At 35.5% G+C, this 16,554-nt stretch carries 17 protein-coding genes; 4 read left to right on the forward strand and 13 right to left on the reverse strand.

Annotated elements, in window-relative coordinates; genetic code table 11:
• Positions 1–218: 218 nt before the first annotated feature.
• The gene (locus J2786_RS03690; RefSeq protein WP_047431266.1) at positions 219–722 is read left to right on the forward strand and encodes a GNAT family N-acetyltransferase; all 504 of its coding nucleotides are present in this window, start codon (positions 219–221) and stop codon (positions 720–722) included.
• Between the two features lie 121 nt (positions 723–843).
• Here J2786_RS03690 and J2786_RS03695 read toward each other — a convergent pair whose 3' ends face one another.
• From J2786_RS03695 to J2786_RS03740, 10 genes are all read right to left on the reverse strand, one after another.
• Positions 844–1,332: a hypothetical protein gene (locus J2786_RS03695; RefSeq protein WP_047431263.1), complete on the reverse strand. Its 489-nt coding sequence runs from the start codon at positions 1,330–1,332 to the stop codon at positions 844–846.
• Between the two features lie 85 nt (positions 1,333–1,417).
• Complete coding sequence (locus tag J2786_RS03700; RefSeq protein ID WP_047431260.1) at positions 1,418–2,779, reverse strand: MATE family efflux transporter; 1,362 nt, start codon at positions 2,777–2,779, stop codon at positions 1,418–1,420.
• Positions 2,780–2,880: 101 nt separating this feature from the next.
• The gene (locus J2786_RS03705) at positions 2,881–4,065 is read right to left on the reverse strand and encodes a sigma-54-dependent transcriptional regulator (protein WP_047431258.1); all 1,185 of its coding nucleotides are present in this window, start codon (positions 4,063–4,065) and stop codon (positions 2,881–2,883) included.
• A gap of 56 nt (positions 4,066–4,121) precedes the next feature.
• The gene (locus J2786_RS03710; RefSeq protein WP_047431257.1) at positions 4,122–4,781 is read right to left on the reverse strand and encodes a YggS family pyridoxal phosphate-dependent enzyme; all 660 of its coding nucleotides are present in this window, start codon (positions 4,779–4,781) and stop codon (positions 4,122–4,124) included.
• A 74-nt stretch (positions 4,782–4,855) separates the two neighbouring features.
• Positions 4,856–5,725: a polysaccharide deacetylase family protein gene (locus J2786_RS03715; RefSeq protein WP_047431256.1), complete on the reverse strand. Its 870-nt coding sequence runs from the start codon at positions 5,723–5,725 to the stop codon at positions 4,856–4,858.
• Positions 5,726–6,021: 296 nt separating this feature from the next.
• Entirely contained in the window at positions 6,022–6,750 is a 729-nt protein-coding gene (locus tag J2786_RS03720) for a DUF72 domain-containing protein (protein WP_047431255.1), read from the reverse strand.
• Between the two features lie 4 nt (positions 6,751–6,754).
• The gene (locus J2786_RS03725) at positions 6,755–9,616 is read right to left on the reverse strand and encodes a heavy metal translocating P-type ATPase (protein WP_047431252.1); all 2,862 of its coding nucleotides are present in this window, start codon (positions 9,614–9,616) and stop codon (positions 6,755–6,757) included.
• Positions 9,617–9,838: 222 nt separating this feature from the next.
• Positions 9,839–10,399 carry a helix-turn-helix domain-containing protein gene (locus J2786_RS03730; protein WP_047431249.1) on the reverse strand — a complete coding sequence of 187 codons (561 nt, stop codon included), beginning with the start codon at positions 10,397–10,399 and terminating at the stop codon, positions 9,839–9,841.
• Positions 10,396–10,791 (reverse strand): acyl-CoA thioesterase, encoded by a 396-nt coding sequence (locus tag J2786_RS03735; protein WP_034696721.1) that lies wholly within the window; start codon positions 10,789–10,791, stop codon positions 10,396–10,398. Before J2786_RS03735 ends, J2786_RS03730 begins: the two co-directional genes overlap by 4 nt.
• 95 nt (positions 10,792–10,886) lie before the next feature.
• On the reverse strand, positions 10,887–11,300 hold the full coding sequence (locus tag J2786_RS03740) for a DUF6157 family protein (protein ID WP_047431248.1): 414 nt from the start codon (positions 11,298–11,300) through the stop codon (positions 10,887–10,889).
• Between the two features lie 367 nt (positions 11,301–11,667).
• Here J2786_RS03740 and rbp point away from each other — a divergent pair, with 367 nt between their 5' ends.
• Together rbp and J2786_RS03750 are read left to right on the forward strand one after the other, a co-directional pair.
• The gene (rbp, locus tag J2786_RS03745) at positions 11,668–12,018 is read left to right on the forward strand and encodes an RNA-binding regulator (protein ID WP_034696719.1); all 351 of its coding nucleotides are present in this window, start codon (positions 11,668–11,670) and stop codon (positions 12,016–12,018) included.
• A gap of 137 nt (positions 12,019–12,155) precedes the next feature.
• Positions 12,156–12,908 (forward strand): hypothetical protein, encoded by a 753-nt coding sequence (locus tag J2786_RS03750; RefSeq protein ID WP_052186976.1) that lies wholly within the window; start codon positions 12,156–12,158, stop codon positions 12,906–12,908.
• Between the two features lie 62 nt (positions 12,909–12,970).
• Here the strand turns inward: J2786_RS03750 and J2786_RS03755 are convergent, their stop codons facing one another.
• Genes J2786_RS03755 through J2786_RS03765 form a run of 3 tightly spaced genes read right to left on the reverse strand, consistent with a single transcriptional unit; the run spans position 12,971 to position 15,888 of the window.
• The gene (locus J2786_RS03755; RefSeq protein WP_047431246.1) at positions 12,971–14,755 is read right to left on the reverse strand and encodes a DUF4153 domain-containing protein; all 1,785 of its coding nucleotides are present in this window, start codon (positions 14,753–14,755) and stop codon (positions 12,971–12,973) included.
• Between the two features lie 24 nt (positions 14,756–14,779).
• Positions 14,780–15,277, reverse strand: a complete 498-nt coding sequence (locus J2786_RS03760) for a BlaI/MecI/CopY family transcriptional regulator (protein ID WP_047431243.1) — start codon at positions 15,275–15,277, stop codon at positions 14,780–14,782.
• A gap of 8 nt (positions 15,278–15,285) precedes the next feature.
• A complete protein-coding gene (locus J2786_RS03765) occupies positions 15,286–15,888 on the reverse strand; it encodes a phosphatase PAP2 family protein (protein ID WP_047431240.1) in 603 nt (200 codons plus the stop codon).
• 201 nt (positions 15,889–16,089) lie between these two features.
• Here J2786_RS03765 and J2786_RS03770 point away from each other — a divergent pair, with 201 nt between their 5' ends.
• Entirely contained in the window at positions 16,090–16,518 is a 429-nt protein-coding gene (locus J2786_RS03770) for an NIPSNAP family protein (RefSeq protein ID WP_047431236.1), read from the forward strand.
• Positions 16,519–16,554 lie beyond the last annotated feature (36 nt).

Here is a 16,554-nt window from a genome sequence, read left to right on the forward strand (position 1 = left end):
AATCATTAGAATTCAATTTTATCGGAGATAAAATCCTTGCGTCTTAAAAATATTCCAGATTTCAATTTTATTCCGTCTTTGCGTGTTCTAAAAAAAATAATAGTGTTTTTAGGGGTGTGTTGCTTTAAATATAAAAATATAATAAATTAAACATGTTTTTAGGGGGGTGTTTTTTAAAATTAGTATTTTTGCGTGAGAATAAGTTGAATCCAATATTCATGGAAAAATTAAAGTTCAGAAATGCTGAGTTGGCTGATTTAAATAAAATCGTAGCCATATATAACTCAACCATTGCTTCAAGAATGGTCACTGCAGATATGGAAGAAGTTTCTGTAGAAAGCAAACTGAAGTGGTTTGAAGAACACAATCCTCAGACAAGACCTCTTTGGGTAGTTGAAGATGACCAGGAGCAAACCATTGGCTGGGTAAGTTTCAGTTCATTCCATGAAAGAGCAGCCTATAATGGTACGGTAGAAGTGAGCATTTATCTGGACGAAACCTCCAGAGGAAAAGGGTATGGAAAAACTATTCTTCAGTATTGCATTGATAACGCTGGAAAGTTTGGAGTAAAAAACCTTGTAGCACTTATTTTCCTTCATAATGAGCCAAGTTTAAAACTGTTCAGACACTTTGGATTTGAAGATTGGGGAAGTCTTCCTAATGTAGCTATCTTGGATGGTGTAGAGAGAAGTCTGAAAATTTTAGGAAAGAGAATAGATTAAATTGAGCAGAAATCATCTTGTATCTATTTGTGAATTTAATTTGTGTTTAGAAAATATGCATAGTTCTGTTGTAAATTAATGAATATAAAAAAGGCTGTCTCAAATACTGAAACAGCTTTTTTTATTCCTCATAATACATAGTAATAATTTTATTTCTCCATTTTTTTATTTGATTTAAAATTTCATCTAAGTCTTTTTTAGGGTCTAGGGCAATAATACCATTGTACACGGGGTAATCATGAATATTTAAATTATAATAACTTAAAGCTTTTTGGGGTGATTCCAGATCATTTTTTATGTATTTTGCCAGAACAAAAATTAAGGAAATATCTGGATCGGAATAGTAAAGTTGTGTGCTATCTTCTTCATTAACTAGTTTATAGTCTGTTATTACTGCTTTTAAATAATGTTCAAAAGAAAGAATTGCAAGATTATATATGGATTCATGTTCATATTTTTCATCCATAGTTCCCCACCAGTCGATACTAAGTTCACTACCCCTTAAATAGTGTATAGCTTCCTTGAGCCCCTTTACAATAGTTTCTAATCTTCCGAAGCTAAAATCATAATTCAGAGCATCGTTTCGAAGGTCTTCTTTAGTTAAATCCATAGTTGACTTATATTTTCATAACTAAAGTTAAATAAAAAACGCAGAGTTGTTGAGCTCTGCGTTAATATTTATGATTTTTATTTTTTTATGAATTCTGCTTAATTCTTTTCGCAGACATATTCAGGAATCGTTTCACCAGGAAAACAGCGGAGACCGTTAATCCCAGTCCAAGTGCGATCCACATTCCGAATGCACCCATCTCCAAAGTAACACAGAAGAAATATCCTAAAGGAATCGTAATGACCCAATAGGCAATGAAGGTGTAAATTGATGGAATTTTCACATCCTGTAATCCTCTCAGCATTCCTAATGCGGTTACTTGAATTCCGTCAGAAAGCTGGAACAGTGCTGCAATAATCATGAGTTTTGACGCCAGCATAATCACTTCCACTTCTTCTTTTTTCGTGAAGAAAGTAGGGAGTATATTTCTTCCTAAAATAAATACCAATCCACAGATGCACATGAAAATAAAGGCGATTTTCAGATTGTTGATTCCTACCTTTCTAAGTTCCACAAAATTCTGTTCACCCACTTTTCTACCGATCATTACCGTAGAAGCAACACTAAACCCAACACATAAGTTAAAGGTGAAAGAAGCCATACTTAAGGCGATCTGGTGGGATGCAATATCATGTGCAGAAATCAATCCGCAGATAAATGCAGCTCCTGCAAAAGCGGTTACTTCAAAGAACATCTGTAAAGCTGTAGGCAATCCCAGTTTCACCATTTTATCAAACATTTGCTTGGAGAAATCCTTGATTTTTAAAGAGAAATCTTTGATATAACGTCTTGTTTTTTCTTCTTTCACCAAGACAAAATAAAGGAAAACCACCATGAAAATTCTGGAAATCAACGTTGCCAAAGCAGAGCCCTGTACTCCCATCGCAGGAATTCCCCAAAGCCCTTTGATAAAGACGTAGTTTAAGGCAATATTGATGATATTGGCAATAATAGTTGCTTTGGTAACTCCAATGGTATAGGACAAACCTTCAGAAACTTCACGAAGGGTCTGAAATGCCATAAATGGGATCATGCTGACTACCATGATACTTAAGAAACCTACCGTATCAGGAATAATCTTGGCCGGCTGCCCGGAGTGATAGAGTAGCGGCATCCCCAAAAGGAGAATGACCATCAGAATTACCCCAACAGACATGTTGATGATAAACCCATGGCTGAAAACAGAGTTAATTGTCGCATGATCCTCTCTTGAATGTGCTTCCGAAACCAATGGCGGGATGGCAAATGAAAAGCCCAGTGCTAATACAAATATGGAGAAAAACACCGCATTCCCTAATGAAACGGATGCCAACGCATCAGCACCCAATAGTTTTCCGACAATAATATTATCGAATAAGTTTACCGAAACCTGCCCCACCTGGGTAAGCATCACAGGCAGAGCCAAAGTCAGGCATTCTTTTGTATAATTTTTGTTTAAAAAGTTCATAATATTTTAAGATTCATATAGTTTATAATTCAAATTGGGTCAAAAAAAAAATTTGCAGTGGTAACACTGCAAATTTTTATAATATAGTAAATAATAAGCTATTATTTCCTTACAAAACTTGCAACGTCACCTTCAGAAACTGTGTTTCCACCAAGAATAATCAACCTCTCGACAACATTCCTTAATTCTCTGATATTTCCAGTCCATGAAAGTGCTTTTAAAGCATCAATAGCTTTATCATCAAACTTTTTCGTAGAAGTACCATGCTCATCAGCAATCATTCCTGAAAAGTGCTCAACCAATAATTTGATATCTTCTTTTCTTTCATCCAACGGCGGAACATAGATTTCAATAACAGAAAGTCTGTGATAAAGGTCTTCTCTGAATTTTCCTTCCTCAATTTCTTTCTGCATGTTTTTATTGGTTGCTGCAATTACTCTCACATCAACTTTAATTTCTTTATCACTTCCCACAGGAGAAACTTTACTTTCCTGTAGTGCCCTCAATACTTTAGCCTGAGCAATAAGGCTCATATCTCCAATCTCATCAAGGAAGATAGTACCACCATTGGCCTGCTCAAATTTTCCCTGCTTATCTTTAATAGCACCTGTAAAAGATCCTTTTACGTGTCCGAAAAGTTCAGACTCAATAAGTTCAGACGGAATAGCAGCACAGTTTACCTCTATCATAGGACCTCTTGCACGGTCACTCTGATTATGGATAGCATGAGCTACCAGCTCTTTTCCTGCACCGTTCGGCCCTGTAATCAGAACTCTGGCGTCGGAAGCAGCTACCTTTTCAATCATATCCTGAATCTTTTGAAGAGCAGGAGAGGTACCAATCATCTGGTATTTTTTACTTACTTTTCTCTTTAAGGTTTTATTTTCAGTCTGGAGATTTTTGTTTTCTTTCTTCAGGGTTTCTTTCACCAATGCATTTTTCACACTTGTAATCAATCTGTTGATATCAATTGGCTTGGAGATAAAATCATATGCGCCCTCTTTCAAACAGGAAACAGCGGAATCAATATCTGCGTGTCCTGAGATCATGATAAAAGTAGTTTCTGGTTTTAATGCAAGACTTTGTTTCAAAAGCTCTGTTCCTGAAAGCTTAGGCATTTTGATATCAGAAATCACCAATGCGAAATCTTCTTTTTCTACCTGTTTGTAACCTTCAAGGCCGTCTTCGGCAATAACAAATTCATAATCGGTTAGTTCATCCGAAAGAATACTGTGAAGTACCCCCGAGATTGCTTTTTCGTCTTCTACTATAAGGATTTTTTGCATAGTTGCAAATTTAAATTTTTTGTTTCAATTATTAGCAAAAACTGTACCTAAATATTCTATTTTGAGTAGTCTCTTCTTCCAAAAATGGCAGATCCAACCCTCACAGAGTTAGCCCCACACTCGATTGCTATCGGGAAATCATCACTCATTCCCATTGATAAAGTATTTAATGTTTTTGATTGATTTAATTCATCAAAAAGCCTCTTCAGTGTTAAAAATTCATTTCTAACCTGCTGCTCATCATCGGTGAATGTTGCCATTCCCATCAGGCCGGTAATTTCAACATGCGGAAACTTACCTTCAATAAATTGTTGGAAAAGATCTTTTGCTTCGGAAATTTCAAGCCCGAACTTGCTTTCTTCAGCTGCAATTTTTACCTGCAGAAGAACTTTAATGATTCTGTTATTCTTTCCTGCTTCTTTATTGATCTCTGTTAATAATTTTTCAGAATCCACACTTTGTATGGTATCTATAAAAGAAGCAATATACTTCACTTTGTTGGTCTGTAAGTGACCAATCAGATGCCATTGGATATCCTGAGGAAGAAGAGGGGCTTTTTCCATCAGTTCCTGTACTTTATTTTCTCCAAAAACCTTTTGCCCGAGATCATATACTTCCTCTATTGCAGAAGCCGGATGTGTTTTTGAAACAGCAACCAGCTGAACATTGGATGGCAGCTGGTCTTTTATAGTTTTATAATTTTCTTTAATACTCATGGATGCAAATTTCCGAAAATTCCCTGACAGTTGCCAGTTATGAATACATTTTACATGACACTTTTATGGTAAAATTAATTCAGAACCTCATTGATCTTTGGATACTGAGAGATTTTTCTGAACACAAATTTGTTGCTCTTCTGCAGTTTTTCAATAAACATATCCAGTTCATTGATAGAGTCTGCATCTCTCAGATACTGGTCGTGGGTAAGGAATACCAGGTGTCTCGAAGTTTTTTCAAGATCGTTTAAGAAAATACTGTCTACTTTCTTGATCATGGCTTCATGACTTCCTTTTAGAGTCATTTTCTGAGAAGGTCTCCATTCAAGATCCCAGCCAATTACTTTGTAGCCGGCTTTTTTAAGGCCATCTGCTGCTACAGTGGAACTTTTGATATCTGTTACATTAATATTGTTGAGTCTCCAGATATTTCTTCCGGGAGTTCTTGCTATTTTATCGGTGAGCTTCAGGCTGTCTTTGGCGATATCAAAATCATGAACTACAGCTTGTGCATTCTTATAAAAATCTGTGTATTTATTGTGAGCATGAGAAAAACTGTGATTGGCCAGTTCTACAAGAGGATTTTGCTTAAGCAGGAGCAGGTCATCTTTTTGTTTTTTACTTCCATAAGCATGCTTACCCACCAGAAAGGCAGTTGCACAAACATTTCTTTTGTCCAGAATTTTTAAAAGGTTTTCTGTTCCCTGATTAGGGCCGTCATCAAAAGTAAGGTAGATCACTCTTTTATCCGGGTCTACGTTTTCATCATCCATATGATTGGGGATTATTTCTGCGGAAGGATGTTCCTGTGAACTGACGACGGGGTCATTATTCACTTCATTTTTGAAATTGCAGCTGTTCAATAAAGCCGAAGTTGCACTCATCAATGCAACCATCCCAAGAAAAGTCATATTTTTTGACTTTCCCGCAAAAATTTTTTTCATAAAGATAATGGAATTTAAATTGTTAAAAATCGTTAAAAATAACAGGTGAAAATTAACAAATTATATGCCAAGCTGTGCAGTGTTTTTTCTTTTTAAGTTTATTTTAAGAACTTTATTATAAGATAGATTTCCATTGATTGATGAATAGTAAATTTATGATTTGTTTTTCTTTATTATTTAACATTTATAAATGAGAAACTAATAGTTTTCTTCTATATATGTTGGTGTTTTGATATTCCTCATGGAATGGGGAATTATTTGATTTTAACAAAAAGTCTGAAACTTTTATAAAATCGTTATTTTAAAATGCTTTTTAAATACAGAGAATTTTTAATAGCTGCAGTTCCCCAGGTATTATTGAAGAAGATAAATGAGGTTTGCTTACTATCTTTAATCTTTTCAGCCAGTGACTCCATAAAATCTTTGCTATACTCTGATTTATAAAGAACGGGCTTCCCATGAAGTCTGTAATAGAGTATTTCCGCATGGTTAATAATAAGGTCTTCGGGAAGATTGCCGGGAAAACTTACACCTGAGAAAACAATATTGTGCTTTTTTAAAAACTCAAATATTTCTTTTTGCCACCATGAACTGTGACGGAATTCAATGACGTTCAGAAATCTATGATCAATATTGTTGATGATCCGTTCTATATTCTCTGTTGTATTGGTAAAGGAAGGAGGAAGCTGATATAGAAATCCGGAAAGTTTATCCTTCAGGCCGTTTTGAATATGATTGCAGAATAGAGCAATCTCGTCTCTGGAATTTTCAAGCCTATTTTGATGCGTGATGGATTTTGGAATTTTAATGAAGAATCTGAAATCATCAGGTGTTTCATCATGCCACTTCAATAATGTTTTGGAGGTCGGTTTTCTATAAAAAGTAGAATTGATCTCTACAGCATTGAATGTTTTTGAGTATAAAGAAAGAAAATCTTTACTTTGGGCATTTTCAGGATATAAAGACCCTTTCCAGTCGTTATTGTAAAATCCCGAGCACCCTATGTAAAGATTTTCTTTTGTCATGTTATTATTTTATATCCAGATCTACAGAGTTTAATCTTAATGAATTAAGTATCACAGACAGGGAACTGAAGCTCATTGCTGCAGCCGCAATCATTGGTGATAACAGAACTCCGAAAAATGGATACAATAATCCTGCCGCAACCGGAACTCCCAGAACATTATAGATGAATGCGAAGAACAAATTCTCTTTAATGTTTTTGAGAAGCTTTTCACTAAGTAATTTAGCTTTGGCTACCCCTAAGATATCTCCTTTTAATAAGGTGATCTCAGCACTTTCAATGGCTACATCCGTTCCTGTTCCCATGGCAATTCCAACATCAGATTGTGCAAGGGCGGGAGAGTCATTGATTCCGTCTCCGGTCATAGCAACGATCTTGCCTTGTTGCTGTAGTTTTTTTACTTCGTTCAGTTTATCTTCAGGAAGACAATTGGCTTTGAAATGTTTGATTCCTAACTCATCAGCTACGGCTTTGGCTGTATGCTCATTATCCCCGGTCATCATGATGACATCTATCCCTTCGCTCATCAGTTGTTTTACCGCTTTTTTAGAGCTTTCTTTGATTTTATCTGTAAAGCTTACGAATCCCAGCACCTGCTGATCCTGTGCGATATACGAAATCGTATGGGCTTTCGACTGAACTTCTACTGCTTTCTGTTTTAAGTTCTCAGGAATCACAATCTGATGTGAGGTCAATAGACTTTCATTTCCCAGATAAGCTGTATTGCCATTGATATTTCCTTTCACTCCTTTTCCGGATATATTTTCAAACTGATCTACTTTTTCCGCCGTCAGATTTTCTTCTTTTGCTCTTTTTATGACAGCATTGGAAAGCGGATGTTCAGAATTTTGATTCAGAGAAAAAGCCAGTTTTAAAATCTGATGCTGATCTCCGTTTATTGTTTCAATATGCTCTACTGAAGGTTTCCCTTCTGTTAAAGTTCCTGTTTTATCTGTGATCAGAACATTTACTTTATTCATCTGTTCAAGAGCTTCGGCATTTTTGATAAGGATTCCGTTTTTGGCACCTTTCCCTATTCCTACCATTAAAGACATTGGAGTTGCTAGCCCAAGGGCACATGGACAAGCCACAATCAAAACGGCAACCGCATTCACAAAAGCAAATAAAGTTCTTTTTCCTTCCGGGCCGAAAAACTGCCAAAGAACAAAAGTAAGTACTGCAATAAGAATAACTACAGGGACAAATACTTTTGACACTTTATCTGTAAGTTTCTGGATGGGAGCTTTGCTTCGGCTGGCTTCATTAACCATTTTAATGATTTGGGAAAGAAGGGTTTCATCACCTACTTTTTCCGCTTTCATAATGAATACCTGATTACCGTTGATGGTTCCGGAAGATACTTTATCATCTACATTTTTTTCAACAGGAACAGGTTCTCCGGTAATCATACTTTCATCTACAATAGAATTTCCCTCGGTAATTTTTCCGTCCACAGGAATTTTTTCGCCTGGTTTTACTTTTAATAAGTCGCCTATTTTCACCTGAGAAAGCAGGACTTTCTTTTCTTCTCCATTTATCATAAGATTGGCTTCATCCGGTGAAAGGTTCATTAATTCTTTAATGGCATTTCCTGTTTTTTTATGAGCGGCAGCTTCCATCAGCTGACCTAAAATGACAAGAGTTAAAATCACACAGACCGCCTCAAAATACAATGGGATTTCATGGTTGTGACCACGAATTTCATGCGGAATAATGTCCGGGAAAATTAATGCTACAATACTGAAAATAAAGGCCGCAGCCACTCCCAGTGCAATAAGGCTGAACATATTGAGATTCCATGTTTTGAAGGAAACCCATCCTCTTTTCAACAGAAACCAGCCTGAATAAAACATCACTGGAAGTGTTAAAGCAAGTTCAATAAATCCCTGAATCTGATGAGAGAAAGGGAAGTTGATCAACATTCCTCCCATCGAAAGGATGAAAACCGGAATAGTAAACACCAGTGAAGTAATGAATTTTCTTTTTAATATAGTATAGGTTTCATCTTCATCATCATCAGCGCTGTCGGGCATTCTTACGAGATCCATTCCGCAGATCGGACAGTCTCCCGGTTCGTCACGAATGATTTCCGGGTGCATAGGGCAGGTATATTTTGCGGTTTTCTTTTCAGGGTATTTTACAAGATCCATTCCGCAAACCGGACATCCCACATTGGAATCGTAAGTTTTATCGCCTTCACAATACATCGGGCAATAATATCTGCCTGCCATTTCATCAGTTACTTTAGGCGTTTCATGACTATGGCTGTGGTGGTGATCATGATGGCTGTGAGAATGAGAGTGATGCTGGTGTAAATTTGCTTTTTCGGCAAGTTCTTCCGTAATCGGTTCTAAATCCATATGACAGACAGGGCAACTGCCTTTCTCATCATATACTTTGTCGCCTTCACAAAACATCGGACAATAATGCTTCCCGATACTATTTTTAAAGCTTTCAGGAAGGTTGGTTGATGAGTAGGTTGGTTTGTGATTAGGATCTTTAGCCAGCTTTTCTTCAATAGGAACCAGATACATTTTGCAGACAGGACATCTTTCACCTTGTTTGAAATATACTTTATCTCCTTCACATTCCATTGGACAATAGTATACTGAAGACGGAGATATGCGGTCCTGAGGTTTTACAAAGGCTGTTTCAGGATGATTTGGATCTTCAAGTCTGTATTTTCCTATTTCTGCCAGGGCGTCATTTAATATTGAAAGTTTCACTTCATGATCCGAAGTGATGGTTGCGGTATGGGTTTCCAGATTGACATCGGCTTTAACACCGTCAACACTGTTCAGTTGATTTGAAATTTTTTTCTGGCAGCCGGAACAGGTCATTCCGAGTATTTTATACTGTTGTTCCATGATTCTTAAATTTATAGTACAAATTTCCAAAATGGAAAACTAAGGTTGTTATAAATTTAAGGATAATAGTTATAAAATTAAGTTGGAGGGTGAAGGTGTTTGAGAGTGGGAGAGTATAAGAGTAAGAGGGTTGGTGAGTTGTAGGGTGTGAGCGTTTGAGAGTTTTGTAATTGAAATAGGAATATTTAACTCCTTTACCTCTAAACGCTCAAATACTCAAATTTATAGATTGTCAAGCGCTTTGCGATGGTGTTCTTTGAGTTTTTTGAATTCAGTAGGCGTGAATCCTGTTATATTCCGGAACTGGGAAGAAAGGTGTTGTACACTTTTATAACCTATTTTTCCTGCAATTTCAGTAAGATTGAATTCATTATATAAAAGGAGCTCTTTCACTTTTTCAATTTTCTGAAGAATGAAGAATTGCTCCAATGTAATATTTTCGTTTTGAGAAAATGTCTTGGAAAGAGCGCTGTAATCTTTGTGAAGTTTCGAACTTAAAAATTCGGAAAGCAGGAAGTCTTCCGGGATATCAAGATCGCTTATTTTGATAATGATCAGGTTTTTAATTTTTTCTACTGTCTGATGAGCTGAATCCATAATCCTTTCAAAGCCTGTATCAAGCAGCTCTTTTTCTATAATCTGCATTTTTTCAGAAGATACTTCAGCTTCTGTTTCCACTTCCCCCAATAAGACATTCGTTGTCTCTACCTCTGCATTGCGGAAAATATTTTCTACTGCCGCAATGCATCTGTTGCAGACCATATTTTTTATAAAGATCTTCATAGGCTGTTATTTAACCTGTCTTTTACGAATTCTATCTGGGTTTTGCCGTGAGGAGCAGGATTGCCTTCTTCGTTAAGATTTACCATTACAATTCTTTCTACCGTAATAATGGTTTGATGGGTCATTTTGTTTCTTACATCACATCTTAAAGTAATAGAAGAAGATCCGAAATGAGTAGCTTCAATTCCTATTTCTATAATATCTCCTTGCTTGGCTGAGCTGACAAAGTTGATTTCAGAAATAAATTTGGTGACTACTTTGGTATTTTCCAACTGAATGATAGCATAAAGAGCCGCTTCTTCATCAATCCATTGAAGAAGTCTTCCTCCGAAAAGTGAATGATTAGGGTTTAAGTCTTCGGGTTTTACCCATTTTCTGGTATGGTAGTTCATCTTTTAATAATTTGCAGTACAAATTTAGTGTTAAAAGCTGATCTTTTCAAAAGAATAGTATTTATTGATCTGAAAAGAATCATTCATTTTCTCAATCATTTTCTTTTGGAACGCATGGCTTTGGTTTTTGCGATTGAAGAATCATTCAGCAATGTTTGGTATTCTTCACTTTCTATGGCGATCAGAGCTACTTTTCCTTCCTTGTTATGATGGAATCCAAATCCATATTTCTTTGCTAAAGGAGAACATCGGAGGCAGGGTTGACCCTTCGAAAAGAATTTTTGCCTTTCATTCTCTTTTTCGTTTTCTGAAATATCATTTTTAATAGCATAGCATTCAAAAATAATGTCATCGGATGAATATTGATAAGGACTTTTTATAAGTTTCTCATATTGGAGATTGGCAAGTGTTTTTTCTTTCTTTTCAGGAGGAATCTGTGCCTTGAAAGCCGGACAGTCTTCAGCAATTTCAATGAGTGTATTGGTATAATTTGTGGTGTAAGTTTTCATATTTTGTTTCAGGATTTAAAATTTTATGAAAAATAAGTTGGTAATGACGTTGATAAACAGAATGTCGTGTGCCATATTAACTTGATTTTGAGGAATAAGCGTTGGCATTTGTTTTCAATCTTTAACTAATTTTATAATAAAATATGATTTTGTTTAATTGATTGGTATTCATTCTGTTACAGTTGTTTTGCGTGCTTTTTTTATATTGAGATTCAACATAATGTGAGAAATATTTAAAAAAAGCTTTGATTTGAAATTTTTAATTGTATCTTGCATACGTTTATATTTGGAATCAATATTTGTTCATTAATTTATGTTGTTTTTCTTTTATATACCAAATTTTTATTAATTTTTTAATTTATTTAAAATGAACATTTTTGTTTCAAACATCAATTACGCAACTAAAGAGTATGAGTTGCACGATCTATTCGCAGAATTTGGGGATGTATCATCAGCTAAAATCGTTACAGACAGAGAAACTGGTCGTTCCAGAGGTTTCGGTTTTGTAGAAATGGGTGATGAAGAAGGAAAGCAAGCTATTGAAGCTCTTAACCAAAAAGAATTCAACGGAAAAACTCTAAACGTATCTGAAGCTAAGCCAAGAGAAGAGAAGCCAAGAAGAAGCTTCGATAACAACAGAGGTGGAGGTTATGGTAACAACAACAATAGAGGCGGAGGCTATGGTAACAACCGTGGCGGAGGCGGAAATCGTTGGTAAAAAATATGAAGCGGCTTTTAAGCCGCTTTTTTTATGGAATTTAATTTCCAGTAAATCATTTAATTATAAACTGGGTTGGAATAGGATGATGTTTTGGCATAATTTTAGAAATTATCAATCAATCAAAAATAATTATAATGAAAAAACATTTATTAGCACTAATGATGGTGTTTGGTGGATTATTAATCAATGCACAAAACATTTATACCGGTCAGAACATTGAGCAAAACAGAAAATACTGGGCAAGTAACAACCGATACTATTTAACTTTTCAAAATGATGGTAACCTGGTTTTATATAACAGAGCCGGAGTTGCCATGTGGGATACAGGAACAAATAACAAAGGAGTAAGAGCTGTTTTTCAGGATGACGGGAACTTAGTAGTGTATACTCCCGGAAATGGAGTAGCTTTTAGTTCTAACACTAATGGTAGAAGAGCTGAAAGATTAACCATTCAGGATGATGGGAATCTTGTTATTTATAACGGTAACAATCCGCTATGGGCTTCAAAAAGCGATTTGAAAAATAGTGGAAGAGACAATGGTTTTGGCCGTGGGAATGGAAATATAAGTACAGGGTACAAATTCCGTAAAGGAACAAAAGTGTTCTCTCCTAATGGCAGCTATTATCTGACATTCCAAAATGACGGAAATCTTGTTTTATCCTACGATAACGGAGATTCTATCTGGGCATCCGGAACAGATAATAAAGGAAGCAGAGCTGAATTCCAGTCAGATGGAAATCTGGTTGTTTATGATTCTTATAATAAAGCAGTTTGGAGCTCAAATACTTCCCGCAGAGGAGCCAACAAACTTTCTGTACAAAATGACGGAAACTTAGTTGTCTATAGCGATTATACTCCATTATGGAGTTCAGGAACTAATAGATAACAACCTATTTAGATAAAACTAAAAGAGACTATCCACAAGGTAGTCTCTTTTTATTTAAATGCTTATTTTAATCTGATAAAGATGTAAACATTTTCGTAATAAATACTCGGCGTGTCATTTTCTGAGTATTTCTCCCTTGTGATTTCACTGAAAATAAGCTTAACATGGTATTTGCCCAAATCTGATTCCATAGCAATTTCAGGAACTTTTACGTTTCCGGTTTTGTTTTTATTTTCCTCGAATAATTTAATAATCTGTGGCCCGAAATCTATTTCTTCCTGAGAATTTAAACTTAGTTTTAATGAGGATTTTTCTGTCAGATCGTCTGTCAGTTCAAACTGGTCATTATTCACTTTTTGAGGCTCTCTGCTATACCGATGGAAAGAAATTAAATACTGATAATTCCCCAGTTCTACTGCCTGTTCTTCACGAACAAGAGCGAGTCTGTTCATTTCATATGCTTTGTTTTTTACCGTCACATCCACGTTTGCAAACTTATTCTGAATGCTATAATTGATACTGTAAAAGGTGCCTTTTTCAATATTATCAGCTAATTCAGTCTGATCTTTTTCGTTCAGCAGAGCTGATAGAAATTCACCTTGCTTTCTTTCAGCCAGAAATTCAAATTTATCAGCAATTTCATTACGGACAGTATCAGTAACTTTTTTCTGAAAATTAATCTTGCCTGCACTCATTAGCTGATGCTGATTTAAAATATTCATCAATTCTGTTTTCTGACTTCTCTTAGCCACACTGAATGCATTAAGGTAAGGGAAAATTAAGGCAAAAGCTCCAAATAAAAATAAGCTGACCGGAATGAACTTTATCGTAGCTTTTTTGCTGAAAATAAAATATACAACAATGCTTAACAACCATAGAGCGAGCAGGAGAACGAAATACCTTGGTTCTGTATAGCCATACGCTAAAATTCTGGTGAAAATAGCGGTGAAAAGCAAAATGATCAAAGGAGCAATTGTATAATAGAATGCTTTTGAAAATATCCTGACCCAGGATTTTGCGTTTTCTTCTTTCAGCGGGTGAACCAGAAGCAGTGCAAGAATACCCACAATGCTATAAGCTAAAACAAGGTAAGAAACCCAGCCTCTTGGAAGCTGCCAGTTGATTAATATTTTAACAGAATAGAAATAAAGAATCGTTACATAGATAAGGAGTAACGGAATTAATATAAACTGAGTAAAAAACTTCAGAACAACGGGATAAGTTCCATCTTTTTCAAGGTTATTTAAGCCTTTATCATTAAATAAAAGGAAAATAAAACTGCTCCCCAAAATAGCGAGGACAAAGAATGTATCTCTGTAAATCCTGTCATGGAAGTTAAAGTCAAAAAGTTTATCAACCGCTAAGATGGCTAATTCCACACCACCTGTCAAAACTCCTGTAAATACGGCAGTGAGAAAAATATTGATAAAAAGATTTTTGTTGTACTGCCAGAATCTGAGCTCCCTGTCTTTCTCCAGGAAAGGAACAAATGATACCAGTAAGTGAGAGAGTAGAGCAGTAACAGCAATGATATAAGCATACACTTCCGTAAAGCTGTTTTTTTTATCAGGCAGGACACAATAAAAACCTATAAGGAAAATTATACCGGATACGTGTAGTAGTAATTCTTTCCCGATTCTCTGTGACAGCATTTTTAATGCAAACATCAGAGAAATTCCGAGACATGAACAAATAGTGAATTTAATATAAGAAGTAATTTCACTGCGCTCTGTTTCCACAATACATATGGCACCAATAGCAGCTAATAAAGCCATTGCCAAAACCATAGGATATCGGAAAATGACTTCATTGGCCCGGCTTAGAGTTTCCTGGAGTTTTGTTTTCATGATTTGGTGTTTTTGGGATTTAGATTAATCTTTTTTCTTTTTTTTCTTTTTGTCCTTGTCTTTTTCTTTCTCCTTATCCTTTCCCTTTGTTTTTTTCTCTTTTTTCGGACTTAAAATTTCTTCAGCAAATTCAAACTTAGGTTCTTCGATTTTGGCTGGCTTTATCTCGATTTTAAGATCAAAATAACCTTTCATATCTTCCTGGGAGATTAATTTTTCACTTAACAGGAGCTCCAGGATTTCCTTCCCTGAATTATTAAAAAAGTTGTGCGAAAGCTCTTTTAACAGGAATTTTTTATACCCATCTAAAGGAACAAGCACACTGTATTTGAAGATTCTTCCTTCTTTTACAGTAGATAGATAGCCCTTTTCAACTAATATTTTCAAATAAGTAGAAACCGTGTTCTGGTGTGGTTTCGGTTCCGGATGCTGCTCCATAACGTCCTTCAGATAGAAAGATTCCATTTTCCAAAACAGCTTCATAAAGTTTTCTTCTGCGGCAGTAAGATGATTTATTTTCATAGAGTATTCTAATGTTGAAATTGAATATTGCAATAAAGATAGATAAAAGATACCAAAAAAGCTATTCCAGCCCCCATAAATACTTCTTTTATGGTGTGTCTTTTTAAAATAATACGGGTGATTCCAACCAAAATAGCGATGCCCAGCCACCCAAGACCCATTTTCCAGTCAAACGAGAAAAAAAGTGCTGCCACAAATACATTGAACGCCGTATGCATAGAGCTTTTGATAAAAAGATTGCTGATCTGAAGAGCGAAAAGAAGTACCAGAATAAACAGCATGACAAGATCAATATATCCGTTTCTGATGTAATTAAAAAGAAGATACGCGATCACACAGACTGCAATAAATATGTATAAGCTTTTCCTTTGAACACGGTTGGAAACATCCATATTGGTATATCTTCCCGTCTTTACATTCCATACCAGCCATATCACAACCGGAATGATGATCATTAATAACACAGGAAGAAAATATAAGATAGAATCTTTAAGAGAATATTCCCTGATACTCATATAGACAAAAAATAGGATCAGAGAGACGAATGGATTAAAAAAATCAGAAATGACTTTTGAAATTTTGTGCAGTAATGAAGATTGTTTTTCTTCCATAATCAAATTTAAAAATCAAATATACTATTATAACCTCAAACATCAAATGAAAACCACGAGAAGGAATCGTTGATTCAATGGGTAAGTGGGTGGGTTGTCAGGTGTTTTTTGAGGGGATTAAATATTTTTTCTTATACACATGCATATTAAATTTTGCGGGAAATGCTTAGTTTTAATTGATCAGTATTAATCATCATTATAATGAAGCATCTATTCACATTCTTATTGATATTATCAGGCTCTTTGGCTTTTGGTCAAAAGGTTTCCACTGAAAATATTTCTATGCTACCACCTATCCATCAATTAAGAATCTATGAAATTCCCAAAGAGAATAAGCTGGTGTTTCTGGATCGTTTCCGGGATCATGCGCTCAGAATAATGAAGAAATATGGATTTACCATTGTGGCGATCTGGGAATCGGAATCTAAAGATAAAACAGAATTTGTTTATCTGCTTGAGTGGAAAGATGAAGCTACTATGAAAAAATCCTGGGAAAGATTTATGGCCGATAAGGAATGGAAGGAAATTAAAGCCAAAACCGCAAAGCAATATGGGAATTTCGTTAATGAAATTGAAGACAGAACCCTCAAACTTACAGATTTTTCCCCGGAAAAGAAGCTGTTGAAATAACCAAAAGGTATATTAACAATAATTAAAGAGGAATGA

Source organism: Chryseobacterium vietnamense (assembly GCF_031454475.1).
Taxonomy (GTDB): domain Bacteria; phylum Bacteroidota; class Bacteroidia; order Flavobacteriales; family Weeksellaceae; genus Chryseobacterium; species Chryseobacterium vietnamense.

What these genes read in the sequence shown, in the direction of transcription:
- J2786_RS03755 (WP_047431246.1), bottom strand. Translation starts at nt 14,755, where the DNA reads ATGAAAACAAAACTCCAGGAAACTCTAAGCCGGGCCAATGAAGTCATT.
- J2786_RS03700 (WP_047431260.1), bottom strand. Translation starts at nt 2,779, where the DNA reads ATGAACTTTTTAAACAAAAATTATACAAAAGAATGCCTGACTTTGGCT.
- J2786_RS03725 (WP_047431252.1), bottom strand. Translation starts at nt 9,616, where the DNA reads ATGGAACAACAGTATAAAATACTCGGAATGACCTGTTCCGGCTGCCAG.
- J2786_RS03705 (WP_047431258.1), bottom strand. Translation starts at nt 4,065, where the DNA reads ATGCAAAAAATCCTTATAGTAGAAGACGAAAAAGCAATCTCGGGGGTA.
- J2786_RS03750 (WP_052186976.1), top strand. Translation starts at nt 12,156, where the DNA reads ATGAAAAAACATTTATTAGCACTAATGATGGTGTTTGGTGGATTATTA.
- J2786_RS03720 (WP_047431255.1), bottom strand. Translation starts at nt 6,750, where the DNA reads ATGACAAAAGAAAATCTTTACATAGGGTGCTCGGGATTTTACAATAAC.
- J2786_RS03740 (WP_047431248.1), bottom strand. Translation starts at nt 11,300, where the DNA reads ATGAAAACTTACACCACAAATTATACCAATACACTCATTGAAATTGCT.
- J2786_RS03735 (WP_034696721.1), bottom strand. Translation starts at nt 10,791, where the DNA reads ATGAACTACCATACCAGAAAATGGGTAAAACCCGAAGACTTAAACCCT.
- rbp (WP_034696719.1), top strand. Translation starts at nt 11,668, where the DNA reads ATGAACATTTTTGTTTCAAACATCAATTACGCAACTAAAGAGTATGAG.
- J2786_RS03710 (WP_047431257.1), bottom strand. Translation starts at nt 4,781, where the DNA reads ATGAGTATTAAAGAAAATTATAAAACTATAAAAGACCAGCTGCCATCC.
- J2786_RS03760 (WP_047431243.1), bottom strand. Translation starts at nt 15,277, where the DNA reads ATGAAAATAAATCATCTTACTGCCGCAGAAGAAAACTTTATGAAGCTG.
- J2786_RS03770 (WP_047431236.1), top strand. Translation starts at nt 16,090, where the DNA reads ATGAAGCATCTATTCACATTCTTATTGATATTATCAGGCTCTTTGGCT.
- J2786_RS03695 (WP_047431263.1), bottom strand. Translation starts at nt 1,332, where the DNA reads ATGGATTTAACTAAAGAAGACCTTCGAAACGATGCTCTGAATTATGAT.
- J2786_RS03690 (WP_047431266.1), top strand. Translation starts at nt 219, where the DNA reads ATGGAAAAATTAAAGTTCAGAAATGCTGAGTTGGCTGATTTAAATAAA.
- J2786_RS03730 (WP_047431249.1), bottom strand. Translation starts at nt 10,399, where the DNA reads ATGAAGATCTTTATAAAAAATATGGTCTGCAACAGATGCATTGCGGCA.
- J2786_RS03715 (WP_047431256.1), bottom strand. Translation starts at nt 5,725, where the DNA reads ATGAAAAAAATTTTTGCGGGAAAGTCAAAAAATATGACTTTTCTTGGG.
- J2786_RS03765 (WP_047431240.1), bottom strand. Translation starts at nt 15,888, where the DNA reads ATGGAAGAAAAACAATCTTCATTACTGCACAAAATTTCAAAAGTCATT.